23 protein-coding genes are annotated in these 25664 nt (G+C 66.9%); 1 reads left to right on the forward strand and 22 read right to left on the reverse strand.

Annotation, left to right across the window (positions count from 1 at the left end):
* Positions 1-189 precede the first annotated feature (189 nt).
* The 21 genes from dnaE to CXY79_RS02200 form a co-directional block, all read right to left on the reverse strand.
* Positions 190-3657 carry a DNA polymerase III subunit alpha gene (gene dnaE / locus CXY79_RS02100; protein WP_104099546.1) on the reverse strand — a complete coding sequence of 1156 codons (3468 nt, stop codon included), beginning with the start codon at positions 3655-3657 and terminating at the stop codon, positions 190-192.
* A gap of 107 nt (positions 3658-3764) precedes the next feature.
* Positions 3765-4685 carry an RluA family pseudouridine synthase gene (locus CXY79_RS02105; RefSeq protein ID WP_104099511.1) on the reverse strand — a complete coding sequence of 307 codons (921 nt, stop codon included), beginning with the start codon at positions 4683-4685 and terminating at the stop codon, positions 3765-3767.
* 8 nt (positions 4686-4693) lie between these two features.
* A complete protein-coding gene (lspA, locus tag CXY79_RS02110) occupies positions 4694-5251 on the reverse strand; it encodes a signal peptidase II (RefSeq protein WP_233191149.1) in 558 nt (185 codons plus the stop codon).
* Positions 5241-5843, reverse strand: a complete 603-nt coding sequence (locus tag CXY79_RS02115; protein ID WP_104099513.1) for a DivIVA domain-containing protein — start codon at positions 5841-5843, stop codon at positions 5241-5243. The genes lspA and CXY79_RS02115 overlap by 11 nt, the downstream gene beginning before the upstream one ends.
* Positions 5844-5987: 144 nt before the next feature.
* Positions 5988-6284, reverse strand: coding sequence for a YggT family protein (locus CXY79_RS02120; RefSeq protein ID WP_104099514.1), 297 nt, complete (start codon positions 6282-6284; stop codon positions 5988-5990).
* An 8-nt stretch (positions 6285-6292) separates the two neighbouring features.
* The gene (locus CXY79_RS02125) at positions 6293-6859 is read right to left on the reverse strand and encodes a cell division protein SepF (RefSeq protein ID WP_104099515.1); all 567 of its coding nucleotides are present in this window, start codon (positions 6857-6859) and stop codon (positions 6293-6295) included.
* Positions 6860-6894: 35 nt separating this feature from the next.
* Complete coding sequence (locus CXY79_RS02130; RefSeq protein WP_104099516.1) at positions 6895-7590, reverse strand: YggS family pyridoxal phosphate-dependent enzyme; 696 nt, start codon at positions 7588-7590, stop codon at positions 6895-6897.
* A 34-nt stretch (positions 7591-7624) separates the two neighbouring features.
* On the reverse strand, positions 7625-8809 hold the full coding sequence (ftsZ, locus tag CXY79_RS02135) for a cell division protein FtsZ (RefSeq protein WP_104099517.1): 1185 nt from the start codon (positions 8807-8809) through the stop codon (positions 7625-7627).
* 141 nt (positions 8810-8950) lie between these two features.
* Positions 8951-10000: an FtsQ-type POTRA domain-containing protein gene (locus tag CXY79_RS02140; protein WP_104099518.1), complete on the reverse strand. Its 1050-nt coding sequence runs from the start codon at positions 9998-10000 to the stop codon at positions 8951-8953.
* Positions 10001-10013: 13 nt separating this feature from the next.
* The gene (gene murC, locus CXY79_RS02145) at positions 10014-11411 is read right to left on the reverse strand and encodes a UDP-N-acetylmuramate--L-alanine ligase (protein ID WP_104099519.1); all 1398 of its coding nucleotides are present in this window, start codon (positions 11409-11411) and stop codon (positions 10014-10016) included.
* 87 nt (positions 11412-11498) lie between these two features.
* Positions 11499-12569 (reverse strand): glycosyltransferase, encoded by a 1071-nt coding sequence (locus tag CXY79_RS02150; protein ID WP_104099520.1) that lies wholly within the window; start codon positions 12567-12569, stop codon positions 11499-11501.
* Positions 12566-13807: a putative lipid II flippase FtsW gene (gene ftsW, locus CXY79_RS02155; protein ID WP_104099521.1), complete on the reverse strand. Its 1242-nt coding sequence runs from the start codon at positions 13805-13807 to the stop codon at positions 12566-12568. The genes CXY79_RS02150 and ftsW overlap by 4 nt, the downstream gene beginning before the upstream one ends.
* Positions 13776-15347, reverse strand: coding sequence for a UDP-N-acetylmuramoyl-L-alanine--D-glutamate ligase (gene murD / locus CXY79_RS02160; protein ID WP_104099522.1), 1572 nt, complete (start codon positions 15345-15347; stop codon positions 13776-13778). The genes ftsW and murD overlap by 32 nt, the downstream gene beginning before the upstream one ends.
* Complete coding sequence (mraY, locus tag CXY79_RS02165) at positions 15329-16423, reverse strand: phospho-N-acetylmuramoyl-pentapeptide-transferase (protein WP_104099523.1); 1095 nt, start codon at positions 16421-16423, stop codon at positions 15329-15331. Before mraY ends, murD begins: the two co-directional genes overlap by 19 nt.
* Complete coding sequence (murF, locus tag CXY79_RS02170) at positions 16420-17832, reverse strand: UDP-N-acetylmuramoyl-tripeptide--D-alanyl-D-alanine ligase (RefSeq protein ID WP_104099524.1); 1413 nt, start codon at positions 17830-17832, stop codon at positions 16420-16422. Before murF ends, mraY begins: the two co-directional genes overlap by 4 nt.
* A complete protein-coding gene (locus tag CXY79_RS02175) occupies positions 17833-19377 on the reverse strand; it encodes a Mur ligase family protein (RefSeq protein ID WP_104099525.1) in 1545 nt (514 codons plus the stop codon).
* Between the two features lie 13 nt (positions 19378-19390).
* Positions 19391-21169, reverse strand: a complete 1779-nt coding sequence (locus CXY79_RS02180; RefSeq protein ID WP_233191150.1) for a penicillin-binding protein 2 — start codon at positions 21167-21169, stop codon at positions 19391-19393.
* A 107-nt stretch (positions 21170-21276) separates the two neighbouring features.
* Positions 21277-21879 carry a hypothetical protein gene (locus tag CXY79_RS02185; protein WP_104099526.1) on the reverse strand — a complete coding sequence of 201 codons (603 nt, stop codon included), beginning with the start codon at positions 21877-21879 and terminating at the stop codon, positions 21277-21279.
* Positions 21876-22829, reverse strand: coding sequence for a 16S rRNA (cytosine(1402)-N(4))-methyltransferase RsmH (rsmH, locus tag CXY79_RS02190; RefSeq protein ID WP_104099527.1), 954 nt, complete (start codon positions 22827-22829; stop codon positions 21876-21878). Before rsmH ends, CXY79_RS02185 begins: the two co-directional genes overlap by 4 nt.
* Before the next feature lie 96 nt (positions 22830-22925).
* On the reverse strand, positions 22926-23357 hold the full coding sequence (gene mraZ / locus CXY79_RS02195) for a division/cell wall cluster transcriptional repressor MraZ (RefSeq protein ID WP_104099528.1): 432 nt from the start codon (positions 23355-23357) through the stop codon (positions 22926-22928).
* A 262-nt stretch (positions 23358-23619) separates the two neighbouring features.
* Entirely contained in the window at positions 23620-24111 is a 492-nt protein-coding gene (locus CXY79_RS02200) for a DUF3040 domain-containing protein (protein ID WP_338145468.1), read from the reverse strand.
* Between CXY79_RS02200 and CXY79_RS02205 the strand changes: the two genes are divergently transcribed.
* The gene (locus CXY79_RS02205) at positions 24076-25197 is read left to right on the forward strand and encodes a polyprenyl synthetase family protein (protein ID WP_104099530.1); all 1122 of its coding nucleotides are present in this window, start codon (positions 24076-24078) and stop codon (positions 25195-25197) included. The two genes, CXY79_RS02200 and CXY79_RS02205, sit on opposite strands and share 36 nt — an antisense overlap.
* A 13-nt stretch (positions 25198-25210) precedes the next feature.
* Here CXY79_RS02205 and CXY79_RS02210 read toward each other — a convergent pair whose 3' ends face one another.
* Positions 25211-25555 (reverse strand): Rv2175c family DNA-binding protein, encoded by a 345-nt coding sequence (locus tag CXY79_RS02210; protein WP_104099531.1) that lies wholly within the window; start codon positions 25553-25555, stop codon positions 25211-25213.
* Positions 25556-25664 lie beyond the last annotated feature (109 nt).

Below are 25664 nucleotides of genomic sequence, written 5' to 3' on the forward strand. Positions count from 1 at the left end.
GCCTCGGCGGCCACAAACCAGTGCTCCCCGGCCGGGATTAACCCACGGAAGCAGCAGGAGAGCCAGAATCTCCGTCGAATTGGTTCGACACCGGGCACTTCGCGTCACGGGTGAGGAACAGCGTCCACGGCGTGCCGTCAGCTCTGACTTGCCGAGGGCGACACCAGCGGTCGGCCAGGACTCGCTCCTTTAGGTCAGGCAGTTCGGCCCGAGCAGGCTCTTGAGCTCCCCGAACAGGTCGGCGCTGATCTTCACATGATGGGGCAGCTCGAACACTCGCGCCGTATGGCCCTTCACCAGCTTGATCCGCACCTCGGAGCTGCCGATGTGGCGGGTGATGACTTCGCCCAGCGCCGTCACAGTGTCGGTCGTGGCCCGGGATTCTGCCAGCGTGACGGTCAGCGTGCCGGTGTCCGAGGCCAAGCCGAGTTCGGGCGCGAAAATGCTGTACGCGTGCAGGTTCATGCCATCGTCGCGCAGGCTCACCCGGCCCCGCACGACCACGACCGAGTCGCTGACCAGGTCGGACGAGAACTCCTGATAGGCCTTGCCCATGAACATCACGGCGATCTCCCCACCGAAATCCTCGACCTGGATGATGCCGTATTGGTTGCCCGACTTCTTCGCGATCCGGTGCTGCACGCTGGTGATCAGCCCGGCGATGGTGACGGTGTCGGCATCCTGCGTCTGCTCCGATCCCACCAGGTCCACGATGGTCGTGCTGGCGTGCTTGGCCAGCGGGAGCTCTAGCCCGGCCAGCGGATGGTCGGAGACGTAGAGCCCGAGCATGTCGCGTTCGAGCGCGAGCTTCTCCTTCTTGCTCCATTCGGGACGGTCGGGAACCTGCTCGCTCTCTTGCGGGTCGTCGAAGAGGCTGTCGAAGTCGAAGCCGACCATGCCGTGCTGCTCGTCGCGCTTGATCTTGACGGCGGATTCGACCGCGGCTTCGTGGATCTCGAACATGGCCCGGCGGGTCGCGCCGAGCGAGTCGAATGCGCCGGCCTTGATCAAGGACTCGACCGTGCGCTTGTTCGCCACCGGGATCGGCACCTTGCGCAGGAAGTCGTGGAACGACTCGAACGCGCCCTTCTCGGTGCGGGCGGCGCGGATCGCGTCGACCACGTTGAATCCCACGTTGCGCACCGCGCCGAGCCCGAAACGGATGTCCGTGCCCACGGCCGCGAAGTACCCGATCGATTCATTCACGTCGGGCGGCAGAACCTGGATGCCCATCCGGCGGCACTCGTTCAGGTACAGCGCGAGCTTGTCGCGGGAGTCGCCGACGCTGGTCAGCAGCGCGGCCATGTACTCGGCCGGGTACTTCGCCTTGAGGTACGCGGTCCAGTACGAGAGCACCCCGTAGGCAGCCGAGTGCGCCTTGTTGAAGGCGTAGTCGGAGAACGGCAGCAAAATGTCCCAGACGGTTTTCACCGCCTCCATGGAGTAGCCGTTGGCGACCATGCCGCCGGAGAAGCCCTCGAACTGCTTGTCCAGCTCCGACTTCTTCTTCTTGCCCATCGCGCGGCGCAGCAGATCGGCCTGGCCGAGAGAGAACCCGGCCAGCTTCTGCGCGATCGACATGACCTGCTCCTGGTACACGATCAGGCCGTAGGTGGTGCCGATGACGTCGGCCAGCGCCTCCTCGAGCTCCGGGTGGATCGGGATGATCTCCTGCTGGCCGGTCTTCCGCAGCGCGTAGTTGGTGTGTGAGTTGGCACCCATGGGGCCGGGCCGGTACAGCGCGATGACGGCCGAGATGTCTTCGAAATTGTCGGGTTTCATCAGGCGAAGCAGCGATCGCATGGGCCCGCCGTCGAGTTGGAACACCCCGAGGGTATCGCCACGGGCGAGCAGTTCGTAGGCGGCCGGGTCTTCGAGCCCCAACTCTTCGAGTACGGGCCGGTGCCCGCGGTTCACGGCGATGTTGTCGAGGGTGTCGTCGATGATGGTGAGGTTGCGCAATCCCAGGAAGTCCATCTTGATCAGGCCGAGGGCCTCAGAGGCCGGGTAGTCGAATTGGGTGACGACCTGGCCATCCGCTTCACGCTTCATGATCGGGATGATGTCGATCAGCGGGTCGGAGCTCATGATCACCCCGGCGGCGTGCACGCCCCACTGACGCTTGAGGTTCTCCAGGCCGAGGGCGGTGTCGAAGACGGTGCGGGCCTCGGGGTCGGACTCGATCACGGCGCGGAAATCGGCGGCCTCGCGGTAGCGCGCGTGGTCCTTGTCGAACATGCCGGTCAGGGGCACGTCCTTGCCCATGATCGCCGGCGGCATGGCCTTGGTGAGCTTGTCCCCCATACCGAAGGGGAAGCCGAGCACCCGGGACGCATCCTTGAGGGCCTGCTTGGCCTTGATCGTGCCGTAGGTGACGATCTGGGCGACGCGCTCCTCGCCGTACTTCTCGGTCACGTAGTGGATGACCTCGCCGCGGCGACGCTCGTCGAAGTCCACGTCGAAGTCGGGCATGGAGACGCGGTCAGGGTTCAGGAACCGCTCGAAGATCAGCCCGTGCACGAGCGGGTCCAGGTCGGTGATGCCCATGGCGTAGGCGACCATCGAACCGGCGCCCGACCCACGGCCGGGACCTACCCGGATGCCCTGCTGTCTGGCCCACATAATGAAGTCGGCCACGACGAGGAAGTAGCCGGGGAAGCCCATCTGGATGATGATGCCGATCTCATAGTCGGCTCGTTTGCGCACATCGTCCGGGATGCCGTTCGGGTAGCGCTTGGCCAGCCCGATCTCGTTCTCCTTGACGAACCAGCTCTCCTCGTTCTCCCCCTCCGGGCAGGGGAACCGGGGCATGTAGTTGGCCTTGGTGTTGAACTCCACCTGGCAGCGTTCGGCGATCAGCAGCGTGTTGTCGCAGGATTCCGGGTGCTCGCGGAAGAGATGCCGCATCTGCGCTGCGGTCTTCAGGTAGAACTCGTTCGAGTCGAACTTGAAGCGGTTCGGGTCGTCGAGGGTCGAGGCCGACTGCACGCAGAGCAGGGCCGCATGGGCGGTCGCGTCGTGGGCGTGGGTGTAGTGCAGATCGTTGCTGGCCACGAGCGGCAGTTTGAGTTCGCCGGCGAGTTTGAGCAGGTCGGTCATGGTGCGGCGCTCGATGTCGATGCCGTGGTCCATGATCTCGCAGAAGAAGTTCTCCTTGCCGAAGATGTCCTGGAATTCCCCGGCCGCCTTCTTCGCCTCGTCGTACTGGCCGAGGCGCAGGCGGGTCTGCACTTCGCCGCCCACGCACCCGGTCGTGCCGATCAACCCGCCCGAGAACTCGGCGAGCAGTTCCCGGTCCATCCGGGGCTTGAAGTAGTACCCCTCCAGGCTGGCCTTGGACGACAGCCGGAACAGGTTGTGCATACCGGCCGTAGTCTCCGAGAGCAGCGTCATGTGCGTGTACGAACCGGCGCCACCGACGTCGTCACGGTTCTGACCGCTGGTTCCCCAGCGCACCCGGGTCTTGTCTCGCCGGTTGGTTCCGGGGGTGATGTACGCCTCGGTGCCGATGATCGGCTTGATGCCGGCCTCCGTCGCGGTTCGCCAGAAATCGAACGCACCGAACACGTTGCCGTGGTCGGTGATGGCGACCGCCGGCATCCCCTGCTCGATGGCCGCGTTGATCAGCGGTTTGACCCGCGCCGCGCCGTCGAGCATCGAGTACTCGCTATGCACGTGCAGGTGCACGAAGGAATCTGTCGATCCACCCGACTTATTCTGAGAGGACAAAACGGCTCCGAGGTGTTGTAATTAGGCGCTACGCGTCAGGCGTCGCGCAGCACGTCGAGGGCGTGCGCGAGGTCGGCCGGGTAGTCGGTGGTAAAGGTGACCCACTCCCGAGTGTCCGGGTGGTGGAACGCCAGCTGCTTGGCGTGCAGCCACTGGCGGGTCAGGCCGAGGCGCGCCGTGATCGAGGGATCCGCGCCGTACATGGCGTCACCCACGCACGGATGTCGCTGGGCGGCCATGTGCACCCGGATCTGATGTGTGCGCCCTGTCTCCAGGTGCACCTCCACCAGTGACGCCGAGGGGAAGGCCTCGAGCGTCTCGTAGTGCGTGACGGAATCCTTGCCGCCGGCGATGACCGCGAACTTCCAGTCCGACCGCGGGTGGCGCCCGATCGGCGCGTCGATCGTGCCCGTGCTCGGATCGGGGTGACCCTGAACGACGGAGTGGTAGATCTTCTCGACCTCGCGGTCGTGGAAGGCGCGCTTGAGCGCCGTGTACGCGGTCTCCGACTTGGCGACGACCATCAGACCGCTGGTACCCACGTCGAGGCGGTGCACGATCCCGGCCCGCTCGCTGGCCCCGGAGGTGGCGATGCGGTAGCCGGCCGCGGAGAGCGCGCCGACCACGGTGGGACCGGTCCAGCCCACACTCGGATGCGCGGCCACCCCGGACGGCTTGTTGATGACCACGATGCTCTCGTCGTCGTGCACGATCGTGAGATCCGGCACTGGGATGGGCACGATCGCCAGGGCCTCCTTGGGCTGCCAGGACACCTCCAGCCACGCACCGCCGTGCAACCGGTCGGATTTACCGGCCACGACCCCGTCCAACGTGACTCCGCCGGCCTCGCAGACTTCGGCCGCGAAGCTGCGCGAGAAGCCGAAGAGCTTGGCGATGCCGGCGTCGACGCGGACTCCGGCGAGTCCGTCCGGAAGAGGAAGGGAGCGTGTTTCCATGGCGAGAATCAGGATGCTATCTGGGTGGGGGTGGATTCGGACGGGTCCGAGGCGTCGGTGCGGCGACCGTCAAGGCCGATTCCGCGAATGGTCAGATACATGAAGATGATCATGCTCGACACGATCGCCATGTCCGCCACGTTGTAGATGGCGGGGATCAGCCAGGGCGTGGAAATGAAGTCGATCACGTGACCGAGGCCGAAGGACGGCTCCCTCAGCAGCCGGTCGGTCAGGTTGCCGAGCACGCCGCCGAGCAGGAGCCCGAAGACGACAGACCAGGCCAAAGAGCGGATGCGCCCGGCGAACCAGACGATGAGCACCACCACGGCCACGGCGATGATCGAGAAGATCCACGTCATGCCGGCTGCCAGGGAAAAGGCAGCGCCCGGGTTCCGGACGAAGTGCATTTGCAGCACGTCTCCCAGAACCCGGACGATGTCACCCTCGGTCAGTCTGCTGACGATGAGGTACTTACTGATTTGATCCAGAGCGTAAATCCCCAGGGCCACGACGGCCAGGAGGATCAACGCACCGGGGCGCTTCTTCGTTCGAACCTTAGGCGCCAAAGCTCTGGAAGCTCGACTTCGAAGCGTTGCTCGACTCGACCGGCGACGTGGCGTCGAGGTCGCGCAGCTGGGTCTCGATGTAGCTCTTCAGCTTCTGGCGGTACTCGCGCTCGAAGGTGCGCAGATCGTCGATCTTGGTCTCGAGGACGGAGCGCTCCTGGTCGAGAATGCTGAGTTGCGCGCGCTGCTTGGCTTCGGCCTCGGCGACGAGACGGGCTGCGGTGGCGTGGCCTTCGGCGATAAGTGCATCGCGCTTCTCGGCACCCTCCTTGACATGCTCCTCGTGCAGGCGACGAGCCAGCTGGAGAAGGTTAGTCGTGCCGGCGGTCTCGTCGATGGGCCCGGCGACAACCGGTGCGGCCACGACGGCGGGAGCCACGACGGGCTCCGCGACGGCCTCGGGCGCCGGTGCGACCTCCGCTGCGCCGCCAGAGCTGACGCGAGCCTTGAGCTCCTCGTTTTCCGCAGTCAGTCGGCGAAGTTCAACGACGACCTCGTCGAGGAAGTCATCGACCTCGTCCTGATCGTATCCTTCGCGGAACTTAGTCGACTGGAACCGCTTGTTGACTACATCTTCCGGAGTTAGCGCCATGGCTTTCCACCCTTAAAACTCGAGTTGCGAACATTGTGTTTGCGTTCAACTAACGCTATCAAGGTCCGACGCGTAGTCAGACCGCGTCAGCCCGGCACGCCGTCGGACAAGAATACATGCCCAGTCCGGGGCGCGAGGTATCGGTCAGCGCATGAGCCCGGTGATCGACATGCCGACGATGACGCAGAGCATGGTGATGCTCCAGCCGAAGTCGAAGGCGATCGGGCCGACTCGAAGCGGCGGCAGGAGCCGGCGGAAGAACTTGATCGGCGGGTCGGTCAGGGAATAGGCCAACTCGATCACGACGAGCAGGGGGCCCTGCGGCCGCCAAGACCGGTTGACACTGCGTACGAGGTCGATGATGAACCGACCCCACATCACGAAGAAGTAGAGCAGGAGGGCGTAGTAGGCGATCGCACCGATCAGGCTGACGGCAAACACGGCGGTAACTACGACTGCGCGAAGAAGGACGCCTCGGCATCGGAGTCCTCCGCGGCATTGTCGCCGGACACGACAACGTGGGACGGGGAAAGCAGGAAGACCTTCGCCGTGACGCGCTCGATCTTCCCGTACAGACCCTGGGACAGACCGCTGGCGAAGTCGATCAGGCGGCGCGCATCGGCGTCGCTCATCTGAGACAGGTTGATGATGACCGGGATTCCATCGCGGAAGGACTCCGCGATCACCTGAGCGTCCTTATACTGACGCGGGTGGACGGTGAGGATTTCATTCATGTCTGAGGCAGCCACATTCTTCGGAGCGGAGGTCTTGCGCAGCGGTGTCACCGATGCGCGACCGGCCGAGGCGGGTGCGCCGGCGGTGTGTGACGACGACGCGGACGACGCGGCGTGCGAGGAATTCGGGGCGGAGTGGGGAGCAGCGGACTTCGATGCCGCAGCGCCGGTCGCCGTCGAGTGAGTGGCCGTCGATGCGGGCGCAGCAGTGGGCGCCTCGTACTCGAGTTCCTCGTCTGCCAGACCCAGGTAAACCATGGTTTTCTTGAGCGGGTTGGACATCTCGACCTCCGTGTTGGTGATTCTTCTTGTCCAGATTAACCGGATACCGGGCGATTCCCGGTGATTGCTGTGCCAATTCGAAGGTGTGTCGCCCCTTCGATGATCGCCTCCGCGTAGTCCTGGGACATGCCCATGGACAAGGATTTCGCGTTCGGCGCGAACTGCTGAATCTGCTCGCTCAGTTCGCGAACCCGGGCGAAGGATGGGCGCGGTTCGGCACCGAGCGGGGCCACCGCCATCAGCCCGATCAGCCGCAGTCCGGCCGTGGAGAGCACGTGCTCGACGAGCTTGGGCAGCTCCCCCGGAGCGACTCCGCCGCGAGACGGGTCATCCGTGAGGTTCACCTGCACGAAGCAGTCGACGACCGAATCCTCCGACGCCAATGCATCGACCAGTGATGCTCGATCCACGGAGTGGATGACGTCGGCGTAGGCCCGCACCTGCCGGGCCTTCTTCCCCTGCACCTGGCCCACGAAATGCCAGGTGAGGTCGAGCTGGAGGAGCTCGGCGGCCTTGGCCTGGGCTTCCTGGTGGCGGCTTTCCCCGAAGTTGCGCACGCCGAGGGCGGCAAGTTCCTGGAGGAGCGAGACGGGCTGGAACTTGGTCACGACGATCGTGGTGAGCTCCGCCGGGTCGCGCCCGGCGGCGGCAGCCGCGGCGACGATCCCACCCTGAACGGCGGTCAACCGTTCCGCGAGGCCACCGGCCCCGGGCCTGACCGACTCACTCATCTGGTTGCCATCGGCATTCTCGCTGCCTGCGGCACTACTTGAGGAAGTCCGGGATGTCCAGGTCGTCCGGGTCTTCCTCGAAGGCCGGGTCGGCCACTGCCGCACCGGGCTCGACGCCGGACCAGACCGACGAGGCCGCGGCATCCGTGTAGGGAGCCGAGTCGGTCGCGCCGACCGCCGCAGCACCCGCCGTGCCCACGCCCGCGCCGACCGCGACACCGGCGGCGACCAGGTCTGCGCGGCGCACCTCGACCGCCTTGGCACCGGGCTCACCGCCGTCGAATCCGGCAGCGATGACGGTAACCCGCACCTCGTCACCCAGGGTGTCGTCGATGACGGCACCGAAGATGATGTTGGCTTCCGGGTGCACGGCTTCCTGCACGAGGCGAGCGGCGTCGTTGATCTCGAAAATTCCGAGGTTGGAGCCACCCTGGATCGAGAGCAGCACGCCATGGGCGCCGTCGATCGAGGCCTCGAGCAGCGGGGACGCAACGGCGAGTTCGGCCGCCTTGATGGCTCGGTCCGCGCCGCGGGACGAGCCGATACCCATCAGCGCGGAGCCGGCACCCTGCATGACCGACTTGACGTCGGCGAAGTCGAGGTTGATCAGACCGGGGGTGGTGATCAGGTCGGTGATGCCCTGCACGCCGGCCAGGAGCACCTGGTCAGCCGTGGCGAAGGCCTCGAGCATGCTGATTCCGCGGTCGCTGATCTCCAGCAGGCGGTCGTTCGGCACGACGATGAGGGTGTCGACCTCGTTCTTGAGGGAGGCGACGCCGGCCTCGGCCTGAGCCTGGCGGCGCTTGCCCTCGAAGCCGAAGGGTTTGGTGACGACACCGATGGTGAGCGCGCCGATGGACTTGGCGATGCGGGCGACGACCGGCGCACCGCCGGTGCCCGTTCCACCACCCTCGCCGGCCGTGACGAAGACCATGTCCGCGCCGGCCAGAGCCTCTTCGATTTCTTCGGCGTGATCCTCGGCGGCGCGGCGGCCGACCTCAGGGTCGGCGCCGGCGCCCAGGCCGCGGGTGAGATCGCGGCCCACGTCGAGTTTGACGTCGGCGTCGCTCATCAACAGCGCCTGGGCATCCGTGTTGATGGCGATGAACTCGACTCCGCGGAGGCCGAGCTCGATCATGCGGTTGACGGCGTTGACACCGCCGCCACCGATTCCAACAACCTTGATGACTGCGAGGTAGTTCTGATTTGTTGTTGACACGTCCGGCCTCCGGTGGAACCCTAAACCTCTTGTCGAAGTTTAAAGTTATGCTGAGTATGCAATTCCTGCTTAGAAAGTTATGCGCCAGCCGAACAGGCTCGGGGAGGCGCGCCCGCGTGTCGCGAAGATCCAACCAAGATCTCAGCGGAGAACGGCGCTATCCGGGGAAGACACGTCGTACTCGCCGACGCTGCCGACCGGGTGGCTCACGATCAGGGCCGCGAGCACGACCGCCTTGAAGTCCGACTTCTCCGCACTCCCCCACACAACGCGCGCGCCGCCCACGAGCGTGAGGGTGACGTCGTCCGTGGTGGCGGCGGTGACGGTGTCGAGGGTGGAACGGATGTCTGCCGGCAGGGCCGCGATCACGGCAGCCGCCGCCCGGAAGCCGGCACTGCCGACCCCGGCCCGCGCATCGATCGTGGCGTACCCGGCGGGGCGCTCCGCGCTGCTCTGGATCACTACCCCGGCCGCGTCGACCAGGTCGAACCCGGACTCGGTCACGAGGGCGCCGACGGGCTCCCTCTCGACGACGCGCACGACGAGGGTGTTCGGCGGACGGCTCTCGGTGACGTAGCTCTGGATCAGGGTGAAGGCGGACAGCTCCTTTTGCACCGCGTCGAAGTCCACGAGCGGCAACGGCGTGCCCAGCTGGTCGTCGAGGGCCGATCGGATCTTCTCGGAGGGTACCCGGTTCGCCCCGACGACCTCAATGGTGCGAAGCGCCATCAGGGGCGAGAAGGTGCCGACGAGCACGAAGGCGACGAGCGCGGCCAGGGTGCCGAGCGCCGCCAGCCAGACGTTGCGCCGCCGACGGGAGCGCCAGGTGAAGCGGCGCACCTCCTCCCGTTCATAGAGTTTGCGGGCACGACGGGCGGCCCGGAGCTTGCGTCTGGCCCCGGCCGGAGTCAGCGCAGAGTCGCGGGGCTCCGTGGGTGCGAACGCGGACGAAGGGGAAGAGTCCGGCGCCCGCAGCCGGGACACGGGTGCGATCGTGTCGGCGGCGGGAAGCGTGATCGGCTCGGTATTCGTGTGGTCGCTGTGACCGCTCGACTGGCGTCCTCCCGGCTTGGGACGGGCTGTCTTCGCTGCGGCTGGCTTCGCCCCGGCGCTCTTCGCGGCGGTCGTCTTCGGCCCGCCGGTCCGCTCAGCGCCTGCCGGCGGGCGGTCGTAGCCCTCGGGCCGCTTCATGATCGTCGGCGGGTCATCCGCGCGCCTGCGTGAGCGAGGCGAGCAGCTGGGGAACGATCCGGTAGACGTCGCCGCAGCCGAGGGTGACGACGAAGTCGCCGTCCCGGGCGATCGAGGCGACGTAGTCGGCGGCCTCCTGCCAGTCGGGCACGTAGACGACCTTGCCGGCATCCGTGAACCGTTCGGAAACGAGGGCGCCGGTCACGCCGGGCTCCGGGTCTTCTCGGGCGCCGTACACGCCGAGGACGACGGTCTGGTCCGCCTTCTCCTCAAGCGTCTGGGCGAATTCCTGGGCGAACAGCCGAGTGCGGCTGTAGAGGTGCGGCTGATGCACGGCGATGATCCGGCCGCGGCCGACCACCGTGCGGGCGGCGGACAACGCCGCGGCCACCTCGGTGGGGTGGTGGGCGTAGTCGTCGTAGACGCTGACCCCACCCACGGTGCCGTGCAATTCGAAGCGGCGCTCGGTGCCGCCAAAACCCGAGATGGCGGCCAGGGACGCCTCCGGGGCGAAACCGAGGCCGACGAGCACCGCGAAGGCGCCGGCGGCGTTGATGGCGTTGTGCCGACCTGGGATTCGGAGGGTGGCGAAGTAATCGCTTCCGGCCCAGGCCACGCCGAAACGTACCGGTCCGTCGGTGACGACCGAGTGCACGCGCACGTCGGCCGCGGCGTCCTCGCCGAAGGTGATGACCCGTTTGCCGGCGAGCTTGCCCGTCACGCTGACCGCGCCGGCGTCGTCGGAGGAGATGACCACGAACTCGGTCGCGTTCTGTGCGAATTCGACGAACGCGGCCTCGAAGGCCTCGAGCGAACCGTAGTGGTCGAGGTGGTCAGGGTCGACGTTGGTGACCAGGGCGACGGCCGTGTTGTAGAGCAGGAACGAGCCGTCCGACTCGTCGGCTTCGACCACGAAGAGGTCGTCGGTGCCCGCGCCGGCCGACACGCCGAGCGATTCGATCACACCGCCATTGACGAAGCTGGGATGCGTTCCCAGGCCGAGCAGGCCGGTCACGATCATGCCGGTCGAGGTGGTCTTGCCGTGGGCGCCCGCGACGGCGACGAGGCGGTGCTTCTCGATCAGCCAGGCAAGCGCCTGGGAGCGGTGCAGCACGGGGAGGCCGCGTTCGTTCGCCAGCACGTATTCCGGGTTGTCCTGCCAGAGTGCCCCCGTGACGACGAGGCTGTCGGCTTCGCCGACATTCTCAGCGGCGTGGCCGATCGCGATGTGGGCTCCCAGCTCGCGCAGGGCGAGCACGTTGTCGGACTCGCGCACATCCGAGCCGGTCACGGTATGCCCGGCGGCGAGGAACAGCCGTGCGATCCCACTCATCCCGGAGCCGCCGATGCCCACGAAATGCACCGTGCCGAGGTCACGGGGAATGGTGAGGTTCAGGTCGGGCTTGATCACGGTTGCTGGCTCTTCTCAGTCGGAGACGAATGCTGGTGTGCGTTCGGTGCTGGTGTTCTGGTGCTGGAACAACGTTAGCCGCTGTGATCAGGCGAGGGCGGCGTGGATGAAGTCGGTCATTCGCACCGAGCCGTCGAGTCCCCCGACGGATGCCGCCGCGACGCCCATCCGGCGCACGCGCTCCCGGTCGGTGAGCACGGGAACGAGCTCGTGCTGCACCCAGTTCGGCACGAAGTCCGCATCGTCGACGAGGATCCCGCCGCCGGCGCGCACGACGTCCGCCGCGTTGAAGCGCTGCTCGCCGTTGCCGACGGGGTACGGCACGTAGACGGCCGGGATGCCGAGGGCGCTGAGTTCGCACACGGTTCCGGCGCCGGCCCGGGACACCGCGAAGTCCGCCGCGGACAGCGCCAGGTCCATCCGGTCGCAGTAGGAGATCAGGCGGTAGTGGTGCAGACCTGGGTCTGTCACCTCCGACTTCTCACCGGTGATGTGCAGCACCTGCCAGCCGGCCCTGATCAGACCGGGAGCCGAGGAAGCGATGGTGTTGTTCAGGCGCCGAGCGCCCAGGGATCCGCCGGTGACCAGCAGGGTGGGGCGGTCGGCGTCGAGGCCGAAGAACGCCAAGGCCTCCGGGCGCGCCTGAGCCCGGTCAAGCTCGGCAATCTCGGGTCGCAGCGGCATCCCGACGACGGTCGGGTGGCGGATCCGGGTGCCGAGAAAGGCCACCGCGACATGGCGGGTGAACCAGGCGCCGAGCCGGTTGGCCAGCCCGGCCCGGAAATTGGCCTCGTGGATGACGATCGGCACCCCCGCCCGGCGTGCCGCGAAGTAGGCCGGGGTCGAGACGTAGCCGCCGAACCCGACGACGACGTCGACCGTGCGGAACCGGATCAGATCGGCCACGTCGCCAATGGCACGGTTCAGCCGTGGCAAAAAGGAGAGGGCCTGTCGGTTCGGCCGGCGTGGGAAAGGCAGTCGGGGAACGAAGACGAGCTCGTAGCCGCGGGCCGGCACCAGGCGGGCCTCGAGGCCCTCCCTGGTGCCGAGAACGATGACTGTCGCATCCGGTTCCCGGCTCATGATGGTGTCGGCGACGGCCAGCAACGGGTTCACGTGGCCGGCGGTTCCGCCCCCGGCCAGCAGATAGGTGGTCACTCTCGGGCTCCTGACGTGTCGGTCGACATGGCGGTGCGTCGTGGCGGCTCCGCGTGGTCGCCCCGGGTGAATGAGAGCACGATGCCGATCGCACCGAGGGTCGTGAGCAGGGCGGTGCCGCCGGCGGACACCAACGGGAGCGGAACACCCAGCACCGGGAACACGCCCAGGACCACGCCGATGTTGACGAAGGCCTGGCCGATCAGCCAGACGAGCACGGCGGCCGTCGACACGCGGGCCTGCAGGCTCGTGCTGGTGCGCATGATGCGCAGGAACGCGAAGGCCAGCAGGATGAACATGAATAGGACGACGATGGCCCCGATCAGTCCGAGTTCTTCGCCGACGATGGCGAAGATGTAGTCGTTGTCGGCCGCGGGCAGCCAGGACCACTTCGCTTTGGAGTTGCCGAGCCCGACGCCGAAGATCCCGCCGTTAGCGAGTGCCCAGGTGCCGTGCAGCGGCTGCCAGCAGGGTGCCGAGATGGGGCCGTCGAGCTCTTCGCAGCCGGCTCCCATGAAGCTCAGGATGCGCGTCATCCGGTTCGTGCTCGTCAATGCCATCAGAACCGCGAGCACGACCCCGGCGCCGAGAGGCACTGCCAGGAGGCGCAGTCGAACGCCGGCGAAGAACAGGGCTCCGAAGAGGATACCGGCCATGATCAGGACGGTTCCGAGGTCACCGCCGATGAGCACGAGCAGCACGGCGCCGCCGCCCACGCCGAAAACCGGAATGTACACGTGGCGCCAGTCGTCGAGCCGTTTCTCCTTCTGCGACAGGATCATGCCCAGCCAGACGACGAGGGCGAGTTTGATCGCCTCGGAGGGCTGGAACTGGACTCCGCCGACCGACAGCCAGTTGGTGTTGCCGGCCACCTCGACGCCCAGCGGCGTGAACACGACCAGGCATTGCAGGAGACAGGCGACGATGAGCAACGGCCACGCCACACGCCGCCAGAACTTCAGCGGCAGGTGGCTGATCATCAGCATCACCGGAACGCCGATCAGCGCGAATCCCCCCTGGCGCAGGACGGTGCCGAAGAAGCCGGTGTTCTCCAGGTAGGAGTCGACCGAGGAAGACGACAGCACCATGACCAGGCCGAACACGACGAGGAACAGGGTCGTGCCGAGCAGCAGGAAATAGCTCGCGGACTCGGCCTTGAACACCCGGCCGAAATGAATTCGGGTGGAGGCGACGGGCGCGGCCTGCCTAGGCGCCGGGGTTCGAGGCGGAGTCTTCATCCGCCTCACCTCCCAGGTGGTCCCGTACGGCTTCTGCGAACAACCGGCCCCGCTGGGCGTAGTCGGTGAACTGGTCCATAGACGCCGCGGCCGGGGCCAGCAGCACGACGTCGCCGGTTTCTGCGAGACCGGCCGCGAGGCGGACCGCCCCGGGCATCACCTGACCAGTGTCGTCGGCGTCGATCTCGAACACCGGCAGCTCCGGCGCGTGTCGCGCGAATGCGTCCCGTAACACGGAGCGGTCGGCTCCGATGATCACGGCCCCGCGCAGGTGGCTGACGTGCCGGGCCACCAAATCGTCGACGTCCACGCCCTTGAGCAGTCCGCCGACCAGCCAGACAACGGTCTCGAATGCCGTGAGGGAGGCATCCGCCGCATGGGGATTGGTGGCCTTCGAGTCGTCGATCCAGCGAATCCCCGCGGACTCGGCCACGATCTCGATGCGATGGGCGTCGAGTTGGAACCCCTCGAGCGCGTCGTGGATGACGCCGGGTGCGACGCCGAACGACCGGGCAAGGGCGCTGGCGGCGAGGATATCGGCCACCAGGTGCGGTGCACTCAGACCGCGCGCCCGGAGCTCCGTCGCGGTGGTGATCTCGATCGCGGTCTCAAACCGGTCCTCGTGGAACGCGCGGTCACAGAGGATGCCCTCGACGATGCCGAAGTCGCTGGGTCCCGGCGCGCCGAGGCCGAAGCCGATCGCACGGGCTCCCTCCTGCACGTCGGCGTCCTCGACCATGCGCATGGTTGCGACATCCGCCTTGTTGTAGACACAGGCCACCTGGGTATTGGCGTAGACGGTGGCCTTCGCATCGCGATAGGCCTCGGCCGAACCGTGCCAGTCGAGGTGGTCATCGGCGATGTTGAGGCAGACGCTGGAGTACGGCACCAAAGCGCCGGGGCCGGTGCGGGGCAGGTGGTGCAGCTGGTAGCTGGAGAGCTCGACCACGAGCACGTCCCAGCCCTGCGGGTCTCGCACGGCGTCGAGCACGGGCACGCCGATGTTGCCGCAGGGAGCGACTCGCAACCCGGCGGCGGCGAGCATGGTCGCCGTCAGCTGCACGGTCGTGGTCTTGCCGTTGGTGCCGGTGACGAGGATCCACTCGGCCGCCGGACCAACCTTGTCCCGCAGGCGCCAGGCCAGTTCGATGTCACCCCAGACCGGAACCTCGGCCTGCGCGGCCCAGAGCAGCAGGGCGTGGTCGGGGTGGTAGCCGGGCGAGGCAATCAGAACCTCCGGCCGGTGCCGGGTCAGTTCATGCGGAACGACGCCGGGCGCGGCCTGCACCAGTTGCGCCCCGATCACGTCGAGCAGGCGGATGGTATCGGCTGGAGCATCGCTGGCCACAACGAGCACATCGGCTCCCAGCTCGGCGAGGGTATCGGCGGCCGCGAAACCCGTGACGCCCAGACCGAGCACGGCCACGCGCAGGCCGGACCAGTCGGCGTGCCAGCTCGTCAGGGCGTCAAGGCGTGCGGCATCCGCTGCAGTGGGCTCGGCGTCGTCCGAGTGTCGACCGGTCACTCGGCGGTCAGCCATTCGAGGTAGAAGGTTCCGACGCCGGCCGCCACGAGCAGGCCGCCGATGATCCAGAAACGCACCACGACGGTGACTTCGGCCCAGCCCTTCAGCTCGAAGTGGTGGTGGATCGGGCTCATCAGGAAGATGCGTTTGCCGCGGGTCACCTTGAAGTAGGCGCGCTGCACGATGACGGATCCGGCCTCGATCACGAACAGGCCGCCGATCAGCACAAGCAGCAGTTCGGTGCGACTGAGGATGGCCAGGGCGGCAAGGGCACCGCCGATACCCAGAGAACCGGTGTCACCCAGGAAGATCTTCGCCGGCGAGGTGTTCCACCAGAGGAAACCGATCAGACCGCCGACGATGGCCGCAGAGACGATGGCCAGGTCGAGCGGGTCCCGAACGTCGTAGGCGCGGTAGAGGTCGGAGATATCCGCTCCCCCGAAGCGGGCCTGGTTCGACTGCCAGAAGCCGATCACGATGAACGCGCCGATCGAGAGGATGGACGACCCGGTGGCGAGCCCGTCGAGGCCGTCCGTGACGTTGACACCGTTGGACGTGGCCGCCACGATCAGGCAGATCCACAGCACGAAGAGGGAAATGCCGATGATGCTGCCCAGCGCCATGAAGTCCAGTGGCAGGTCACGCAGGAAGGAAATCTGGGTGGACGCCGGCGTGACGCCATTGGCGTTCGGAAACTGGATGGCGAGGATGGCGAACGTGCCGGCCACGAGAACCTGCCCGGTGATCTTGGCCCAACCCCCGAGACCGAGGCTGCGCTGGTTGCGCGTCTTCAGGAAGTCGTCGACGAAGCCGACCATGCCGAGGCCGACCATCATGAACAGCACCAGAAGCGGTGACGCCGTGATCGGGGAGCCGGTCAGCAACATCGCCGAGAAATAACTGACCACGGCACCGAGGATGATGATGATGCCACCCATGGTGGCCGTACCGCGCTTGGCGTGGTGGCTTTGCGGGCCGTCGTCGCGAATGAACTGTCCCCAGCCGAGTTTCTTGAACAGCCGGATGAACAACGGCGTCAGCGACAGGGTGAAGACGAGGGAGAAGGCTCCCGCCATCAGAAGGGCTCTCATGCGAACCACTCTCCCAGACGGTCACCCAGAAATCTCAAACCGGCGGAATTGGAGGATTTCACCAGCACGGTGTCCCCCGGTTGCACTGTGGCGCAGAGCAGGTCGAAGGCCTCGTCGGCATTCTCGACGAAGGCCGACTCCCCGTCCCAGGATCCCTCGTTGATGGTGCTGATGTGCATGCGCCGCGCGCCGCGCCCGACCACGATGAGCTGGGAGATGTTGAGGCGCACGGCGAGCAGCCCGACGCGGTCGTGCTCCTCACTAGCCAGTTCGCCCAGCTCGCTCATCTCGCCGAGAACCGCGATGGTGCGCCGGCCGGGAACACCGATCTGAGCGAGGGTCTTGAGCGCCGCCGTCATGGAGTCCGGGCTGGCGTTGTAGGCGTCGTTGATGACGGTCACCCCGTCCCGGCCGCCCATGACCTGCATGCGCCAACGTTCGGCGGTCTGCACGGATTCGAGGGCGGAGACGATGTCGTCGATCGCGACCCCCAGGATCTCGGCGGCGGCGGCGGCGGCCAGAGCGTTCATGACATGGTGTTCGCCGAGCACCTGGAACGCCACCGGGCGGGACTGGCCCGAGGCCAGGTGCAGCGTGAACGTCGTTCCGGACGCGGAGGCGTGCACCGCGGTCGCGCGCACTCCCTCGTCGCCGTACTGGCCGAACCAGACGATCCGGGCCCGGGTGGAGGCGGCCATACCGGCGACGCGCGGGTCGTCGGTATTCAGCACGGCGACATCCGTCGCCAGCAGCTCGGTGACCATTTCGGTCTTCGCGCGGACCGTGGCTTCGATGCCTCCGAATTCGCCGGCATGGGCGAGGCCGACCTTGAGCACGATCCCGATGTCGGGACGGGCCATCCGGATGAGCCGGGCGATCTCTCCGACGCCGCTCGCACCCATCTCCGCCACCAGGAAACGGGTGTCGCGGGTCAGTTCGAGCATGGTCAGCGGCGCGCCGACCTCGTTGTTGAAAGATGCGCGGGCCGCGACGGTCGGGCCGACGCGCTCGAGCACGGCGCGGAGCAGGTTCTTCGTCGTGGTCTTGCCGTTGGATCCGGTGACGGCGACGATCTTGAGGTTGCCGGCTTCCCGCACGCGGGCCACGACGTCGGTGGCGAGGGCGCCGAGGGCGAGCACGGCGTCCGGCACGACGATCTGCGCCACGGGGAGATCAAGGTGTCGTTCGACGATCAGCAGGGTGGCGCCGCGTTCGACGGCGGCCGGGGCGAAGAGGTGGCCGTCAGTCACCGCACCGGGCTTGGCCACGAAGATGGAGCCGGGAACGGTGTCGCGCGAGTCGGTGTGCACCATTCCGTCGGTCACGGAGTCGATGCTCCGAGAGGTTCCGTCCAGGTGGAGCGTGCCGTCGACGGCCAAGGCGATCTGGCCCAGGGTCAGGGCGATCATCTACAGCCACCCCGCATCGCGCAGCGCCTGGCGGGAATCGTCCCGGGCGGAGTACGGAATCTTCACGCCGGCAACCTCGTGGTAATTTTCATGGCCGGGTCCCGCATACAAGATCGCGTCGCCTTCTTTCGCTAGGGACAGCGCCGTCCGGAACGCCGTCCGGGGGTCGGGCACCTCATGGAACTCTCCGCCGGGCACGGCCTCCCGTGCGGCAGCGAGCAGAGTGGCACGAATGGCCGCGGGGTCCTCGAACCGAGGGTGGAAGTCGGTGATCACGACGACATCCGCCCCGCGGGCAGCGATCGCCCCCATGTCCGCCCGTTTCGTGGTGTCGCGGTCGCCGTCGGCGCCGAAGACCATGATCAGTCGGCCGGGAGTGAACTTACGGATGGCGGCGAGGGTGTTCAGGAACGCGTCCGGGCTGTGCCCGTAGTCGATGTAGACGAGCGGTCCCGTGTCCCCGGAGATGCGCTCAGCGCGCCCGGGGATGTAGACGTCGATTCCGCCGTCACGATCGAGGGAATGGGCGATCGCCTCGAGGTCGTAGCCGGATTCGACCAGCATCAGGATGGCCAGGGCGGCGTTGGCGGCCATGAACCAGCCGACCAGGGGAACCCGGGTCTGCAGGCGGCGCCCTTCGGGGCCCTCGAGCAGGAACTCGGTGTACAGCGCGCTCTCGGAGACGATGGACATGTGCCAGTCGGCGGCGACGTCCGGGTTGCTGCTCAGGGTGGTGACGGGGATGCGGCACTCGTCGACGATCCGGCGGCCCCAGTCGGAGTCGACCGTGATGACGCCCCGCCGGGAGCGGTCGGGCTGGAACAGCTCGAGTTTGGCCTGGAAGTACTCGTCGAGGCCCGCGTAGTCGTCGAGGTGGTCGTGACTCAGATTCGTGAACCCGGCGACGTCGAAGACGAGCCCGTCCACGCGGTGGCGGGTCAGCGCCTGGGCGGACACCTCGATCGCAACGGCGCGCACCTCGGCCTCTCGCATGCGGGAGAGGAGGGCGTGCAGCTCGGTTGCCTCCGGGGTCGTCAGCGAGCTCACCACGGCGAGGTCGCCGATGCGGCGCTCGGCCGTCGAAGTGAGGCCGGCCACGACGCCCAGTTGGTTGAGCAGGGCGAAGAGGAGATAGACCACGCTGGTCTTGCCGTTGGTGCCGGTGACGGAGAAGAGCGTGGCCGGATTGGCGTCGGTGCGGTAGATCCAGGCGGCGACGGCACCGAGCGCGGCGCGCGCGTCCGGGGTCACCAGGATCGGCAGGCCGCTGTCGGCGGCCAGCACCGCCCCGGCCTCATCGGTCAAAATCGCGACCGCACCGGACTCGCGGGCGCCGGCGGCGTAGGACGCGCCATGACTCGCGCGCCCGGGAACGCCGACATAGAGGTCTCCGGGCTGAACGGTTCGGGAGCTCAGGCTCACGCCGGTGACCTCGAGGCCATCGACATCGCCGTGCACATACAGTTCGAATTCATCGACCAGTCCCGACAACGATCTGGGGACCGGATGCTGAGGACGGAGAGCCGAGGGTGCCAATTCGGTCACGGGGCTCGCTTTCTTACCAGGTACCGGGAAGGGCAGGCGCGGTGGCGCCCGAGGGGACTGCCCGGTACTTCTTCAGCACCTGACTCATGACCTCTTGAAAGATCGGAGCAGATGCCGCGGAAGAGTTCAGTTTAACAGGGTCGGCGAGGCTGACCGAAACGACATACTGCGGATCGTCGCCCGGAGCGAAGCCGGAGACCGACACCAGGTACCCCTTGGTGTACCCACCCCGACCATCGGGCATCTGCGCCGTCCCGGTCTTCGCGCCCACCCGGTAGCCCGGAATCTCCCACGTCTTGGCCAGCCAGGCCTTCTGGTAGACCATCTCGAGGATGTCTGCGGTCTCCCGGGCGGCGGCGGCCGACACGACCGGGGTACCGACCGCTTCGGGCACGTCGGTCATGCTGCCGTCAGCGTGGCGGCAGCCTGCGACCAGTTGCACGGGCATCCGCACGCCGTTGTTGGCCAGGGTCTGGTAGATACTGGAGACCTGGATGGCCGTGGTGGTGAGCCCCTGACCGAACATGGTCGCGTACTTGGTCTGGTTGTCCCAATCTTCGAAGGGGCGCAGGGTGCCGGATTCCTCGGCGAGGAAACCGGACTCCGAGGCCGAGCCCACACCGAACTTACTCATATAGTCGTAGCGCTGCTGGTCACTGATCAACTCGCCGAACTTCGACATGCCCGTGTTCGAAGACTCGATCATCACGCCCGTGAGGGTGAGGTTCAGGTCGGCGTGGTTTGAGCTATCGTTCACGTTGGCACCGTTGGGCGGCAGGTACCGGTAGGGCGCGACGACCCGGCTCAGCGGGGTGGCGGCCCCCGCGTCGAGAACGGATGCCGTGGTCAGCGCCTTGTACGTAGAACCGGGCTCGAAGGGGGCGGTGAAGGCCCGGGAGCCGCGGTCCTCAGCGTCGGGGGTGCCGTTGACGTTGTTGGGGTCGACCGACGGGTAGTCGGCGACCGCGACGAGCTTCCCGGTCTTCACCTCCTGCACCACCACGTTGCCCCAGGCCGCGCCTGTGGCGACGGCCTGTTCGGCCAGCACCTGCTGCACGAACCACTGCAGGTCGGAGTCGATGGTCGTGACGACGTCGCCGCCGTCCTTGGCCCGGACCGTGGTGACGGTGCTCTGGGGCAGGCGCACGCCATCCGCTCCCTTCTCATAGGTCTCCGTGCCGTTGGTGCTCGCGAGGCAGGCGTCCTGCCCGAGCTCGATGCCGGCCTGAGCCTCTCCCCCGGAGGAGACGAATCCGACCAGGTTGCCGGCCACGGCGCCATCCGGGTAGACCCGGCCCGGGTTCTTCTCGGCGTACATCCACGGGATGTCGAGCTTGTCGATGGCCCGGAACACCGAGACGTCCACGGCCCGCACGACGACGGCGTAGTCGGAGTCCTTGTCGGCGGCCAGGGAGCCGGAGATGATCTGGAGGATCTCGTCGCCGGTCTGCCCGGTGAGGGCGCCCACCTCCGCGGCCGCCTGCGCGACCGTCACGGTCACGTCCCCATCGTCGGTGGTGCGGTCGAATTCCGCGGCGTTCCGCGGAGACAGGGTGATGTCGTACCGCATGACCGTGCCGGCCAGGACAACCCCGTTCGTGTCGACGATGTCTCCGCGGGCTCCGTAGACGGGCTGCTCGACCGACCGGTTGCCCAGCGAGTCGGCGCTGAGCGTCTCGGCGCGCACGACCTGGATATCGACGAGCCTGACCACGAATACGGCCACGAACACGAGCAGGATCAGGATCGTCGCGGCACTGCGCCGCCTGCTGGACCGGGAGCTGCTCGCCACCTGCGATTCCTTACTGCGGCCGGGGCCGCGGGTTGGGCGCGTTCTGGGAACGAAACTAACGGGAGGCGGGCGGGACGTCCCTCGCGAGACGGGCGAACCGGGGCGGGCTAGCGGGTCGTGGGCGTCGGCAGAGCGTTGGGTTCGGCTGCCGGGGCAACCGGGGCGACCGCCGCGGGGACCTCGGCCTGTGAACCGCCGAGGCTGGCTCCCTGACCGGTGGTCTGCGGCAGTTCCGTGACCAAAGGTACGCCGACGAGGAGCGAGTTGGGCACCAGGCTCGCCGTACCGGCCGAGCTTCCGCTGGCGGAGGCGGGCGCTCCGAGAACGGCGGCGTCGGACAAGCGGAGGTACACCGGGTTGGAGTTGCTGACCATGCCGAGTGCTTCCGCGTTCGCGGCCAGGCTCTGCGGGGACGAGACCCGCACGAGGTCCTCGGTGACGCTCTCCGCCGTGCGCCCGAGTTCGACCTGGCTGGCCTGCAGCCGGGACACCTCGTAGGCGGACTGGGAGATCCCGACGCTCAGCAGCAGCTGAGCGAGCACGATGGCAGCCACGCCGGTGACGGCCGAGAGTGCGTAGACGATCTTCGGACGCGCGTGACGCTGGCTGCGCGGCGAGACGATCTCGATGTGGCGAGGCTCCGGCACCGAAGCGGTGTCGGGGGTGCTCTCCCAGTTGGGTCGTGGTGCGCGTGCGAGGTTGTCACTCATGCGGCTCTCCTCAGTCGCTCGGCGGCGCGAAGGCGAACCGGCGTTGCGCGCGGGTTTCTCGCCTTTTCTTCGTCCGAGGCCAATTCGGCCCCTCGGATCACAAGCTTGAACAGTGGTTTGTGTTCGGGAAGTTCGATCGGCAATCCGGCAGGGGCGGTGGAGCCGGATGCCTTTGCCAGGGACTTCTTCACGATCCGGTCCTCGAGGGACTGGTAGGCCATGACGACGATGCGCCCACCGACCGCGACCGAATCGAGCGCTGAGGGAATGGCGCGCTCGAGCACGGCGAGTTCCTGGTTGACCTCGATGCGCAGCGCCTGGAAGACCCGCTTCGCGGGGTGTCCGGCGCGCTGAACAACAACCGGTGTGACGGCGGTGATCACGGAGACCAGCTGGGCCGACCGCACGAACGGGGTGGTCTCCCTGGCCTCGACGATGGCCTTGGCGTAGCGTGCCGCCAGCTTCTCCTCGCCGTACTCGTGGAAGATCCGGCGCAGCTCCTGCTCGCTGTACGTGGCCACGATGCGCTCGGCCGTCAGGTCGCTGGTGTTGTCCATGCGCATGTCCAGCGGCGCGTCCTTGGAGTAGGAGAAACCACGCTCGACCCGGTCGAGCTGGAGCGAGGACACGCCGAGGTCGAAGAGCACGCCGGACACCTCGCGGATGCCGAGGCCGGCCAGCGCGTCCTGAATACCGTCGTAGACGGTGTGCACGAGGTGAACCCGGTCGCGGAACGGCTTCAGCCGCTCCTCGGCGATCGCGAGGGCGTCGAGATCCCGGTCGAGTCCGACCAGGACGAGCCCGGGGAACCGCTGCAGGAACGCCTCGGCGTGCCCGCCCATGCCGAGAGTGGCGTCGACGAGCACGGCGCCGGGTCGTTCCAGTGCCGGTGCGAGCAGCTCGACGCAGCGGTCGAGCAGAACTGGGGTGTGGATATCGTTGATGGCCATAGTCCCGGGTGGTTCCTGATTCCTGATCCCCATCCATTCGTCTCTGCCACCGGGGAAGTGTGTCAGGCAGAACGGCTGGGAGTCAGGCGTCAGGAGCTAGATGAGTCCCGGAATCACCTCCTCCGTGATGTTCGCGAATGGTTCTTCCTGTTCGGAGAGGTACGCGTCCCAGGCGGCGGTGTCCCAGATCTCTACCCGGTTGCCGGCGCCGATCACGGTGAGGTCCCGGTCGAGCCCGGCCCAGGCGCGCAGGTTCGCGGGGATGGTCACCCGGTTCTGCTTGTCGGGCTGCTCTGCGCTCGCGCCGGAGAACATCATGCGACTGAAGGAGCGCCCGCTCTGGTCCGTGAGCGGCGCCTGGGAGATCTTCGCGTAGTACGCCTCGAACTCCCGGGTCGTGAACACGTAGAGGCAGTTCTCCTGGCCTCGGGTCATAACGATCCCGGGAGACAGCTCGTCCCGGAATTTTGCGGGAAGGATGATGCGGCCTTTTTCGTCGAGCTTGGGGGCGTACGTGCCAAAGAACATTCATCCCCCCTCTCATCCGGTCACGGTCCAGATCTTGCTCCACTTTACTCCACTTTGATCCACCAAACAGAATAAACGCGCAAATATTGGAGAAATTTACCCTACTGATCCGCATGAACACGGGGGAAAGCAGAGTGGAGGGAAATTCAAGGCCGGGATTCATTTCGCACCGTTTTCGGGCACAAAAAAGGGCCGATCGGATGATCGGCCCTATCTGCGAGGTGCGGTGGAGCGGAAGTGCAGTCGAGCGGTGGTGAGAAGGTTACTGCTGGCCGTCCTGGCGACGATCCCAGCGTTCGTTCATGCGATCCATGAAACCGCGCTGAGACGACCGCTGCTGCTGGTTCGGACGGGAGCGCGGAGCGGATGCGGACATCCGCCGGGCGGACTTGCTGGGCGTGGTCGCGAACAACACCCCGGCGAACATGATGATGAAGCCGAGGACACCGAGCCAGAGCTGCTGGATGGCCACGCCGGCGATGAGAGCACCGATGCCGGCAACCGCGGCCAGAACCCCGATGGAAATCGAGCGGTAGTCGGGCCGGAGGCTGCTGCCACCGACGGTCGCCACAAAATCGGCGTCATTGTGGTAAAGGCCGCGCTCCATTTCTTCGAGGAGTCGCTGCTCTTGTTCCGAAAGCGGCATCTCATTCCTCCTGTTTGGGATCGCGCTGTGCTTCACCGATTCTAACCCCGCCGTGATGGCTAGGCTAGGCAAGTGGCGCAAAGCAATCATCTGATCGATCTGGTTCATTCTCGCATCGACGAATTCCTCGAAACCCGTTTACCAATTGTGACTACCATCAGCTCCGATCTCACGCCGCTGGTGGAGTTCTCACGGCAGTTTCTCAGCGGTGGCAAACGCTTCCGGGCGCTGTTCTGCTACTGGGGCTGGCAGAGCGTCGGCACAGGCGGATCCACTGGTGCGAACGGGGATTCCGACCACGCCCTGACCGCGCTGGTGCCGGTCATCTCCGCGGCGGCGGCCCTGGAAATCTTCCATGCGGCAGCACTCGTCCACGACGACATCATCGATAATTCGGATACCCGACGCGGCGCGGCCTCCGCCCACAAACTCTTCGAGGGCATGCACGGCCAAAGCGGATGGGCAGGCAGCCAGGTCGCGTTCGGCCGGGCCGCCGGAATCCTTCTCGGCGACCTCTTGCTGGGCTGGAGCGATGAGCTGCTCGACGAGGGGCTCGCGGCAGCCACCGACGCGTCGGCCGCGGCCCGGGCACGGATAGAATTCAACCGGATGCGCACCGAGGTCACTGTGGGCCAGTACCTCGACATCTTCGAAGAACGCGCCTGGTTCTCCCAGCCCGAAACAGAACTCTTCGACCGGGCGCTGCGGGTCATCGTCTTCAAGTCGGCCAAGTACAGCGTGCAGGCGCCGCTCGTGATCGGCGCAGCCCTGGCCGGCGCCGGCCCGGACCACCTCGACGCCCTGCGTGCCTTCGGACTGCCGCTAGGCATCGCATTCCAACTTCGGGACGACCTGCTCGGGGTGTTCGGCGACGCCTCCGTCACCGGCAAACCGAGCGGTGACGACCTCCGCGAGGGCAAACGCACTGTACTGGTCGCTCTGGCGCGCGAGAACCTGACGGACACGGCCCGCGAGAACCTGGACGCGCTCCTCGGCGACCCGCTGCTGACGGAAGCACAGATCGGGATGTTGCAGCGCGCCATCGTCGACAGCGGCGCCGTCGAGCGGATCGAGGCGCTCATCGACTCGAACGTCGCCGAGGCCCTCGCAGCTCTCAAGGGATCACCGATCAGCGGCGCGGTCACGACGCGGCTGATGGAGCTGGCCGAGACGGTGACCCGCCGGGCGTTCTAGGAGCGCGGAAAAGTCAGGCGAGCGCCTGGGCGACCCGGCGCACTTCGGCCTTACGGCCGGCAAGCAGTGCCTGGACCGGGGGAACGCCGAGGCTGCCGTCGACCTCAAGGAGCCAGCGCATCGCCTGCTCGTCACTGAAGCCGTCGTCGGAGAGCACGATCAGCGTGCCGCGCAGCTCGGGCAGCGGGGCGCCGTCCCTGATGAACGCGGCGGGAATCTGCAAGGGGCCGTTGTCACGGCGCATGGCGAGCAGCTGCTTGTCGTCGATCAGCTGACGCACGCGGCTCTGGCTGACGCCGAGCACCCGGACGAGGTCGGCGATGGACAGCCACTCTTGATCTGAGAACGATTCGGTCACTCATCAAGCCTCCCATGATTCGACGGGGCGGACAAACTCTCATGGCGCAAACGCGCGTGTTGATGCCCAGAATGGGGGCCAACCTGATTGACTGGGCAATGCTGTGCCA

Source organism: Cryobacterium sp. M96, assembly GCF_002929845.1.
GTDB lineage: Bacteria > Actinomycetota > Actinomycetes > Actinomycetales > Microbacteriaceae > Cryobacterium > Cryobacterium sandaracinum.

Coding starts and splice junctions, on each gene's coding strand:
- dnaE (WP_104099546.1), bottom strand. CDS start 3,657: ATGCTCGACGGCGCGGCGCGGGTCAAACCGCTGATCAACGCGGCCATC.
- CXY79_RS02105 (WP_104099511.1), bottom strand. CDS start 4,685: ATGGAAACACGCTCCCTTCCTCTTCCGGACGGACTCGCCGGAGTCCGC.
- CXY79_RS02115 (WP_104099513.1), bottom strand. CDS start 5,843: ATGGCGCTAACTCCGGAAGATGTAGTCAACAAGCGGTTCCAGTCGACT.
- CXY79_RS02125 (WP_104099515.1), bottom strand. CDS start 6,859: ATGTCCAACCCGCTCAAGAAAACCATGGTTTACCTGGGTCTGGCAGAC.
- CXY79_RS02130 (WP_104099516.1), bottom strand. CDS start 7,590: ATGAGTGAGTCGGTCAGGCCCGGGGCCGGTGGCCTCGCGGAACGGTTG.
- CXY79_RS02140 (WP_104099518.1), bottom strand. CDS start 10,000: ATGAAGCGGCCCGAGGGCTACGACCGCCCGCCGGCAGGCGCTGAGCGG.
- ftsW (WP_104099521.1), bottom strand. CDS start 13,807: ATGAAGACTCCGCCTCGAACCCCGGCGCCTAGGCAGGCCGCGCCCGTC.
- murD (WP_104099522.1), bottom strand. CDS start 15,347: ATGGCTGACCGCCGAGTGACCGGTCGACACTCGGACGACGCCGAGCCC.
- mraY (WP_104099523.1), bottom strand. CDS start 16,423: ATGAGAGCCCTTCTGATGGCGGGAGCCTTCTCCCTCGTCTTCACCCTG.
- murF (WP_104099524.1), bottom strand. CDS start 17,832: ATGATCGCCCTGACCCTGGGCCAGATCGCCTTGGCCGTCGACGGCACG.
- CXY79_RS02185 (WP_104099526.1), bottom strand. CDS start 21,879: ATGAGTGACAACCTCGCACGCGCACCACGACCCAACTGGGAGAGCACC.
- rsmH (WP_104099527.1), bottom strand. CDS start 22,829: ATGGCCATCAACGATATCCACACCCCAGTTCTGCTCGACCGCTGCGTC.
- mraZ (WP_104099528.1), bottom strand. CDS start 23,357: ATGTTCTTTGGCACGTACGCCCCCAAGCTCGACGAAAAAGGCCGCATC.
- CXY79_RS02200 (WP_338145468.1), bottom strand. CDS start 24,111: ATGAACCAGATCGATCAGATGATTGCTTTGCGCCACTTGCCTAGCCTA.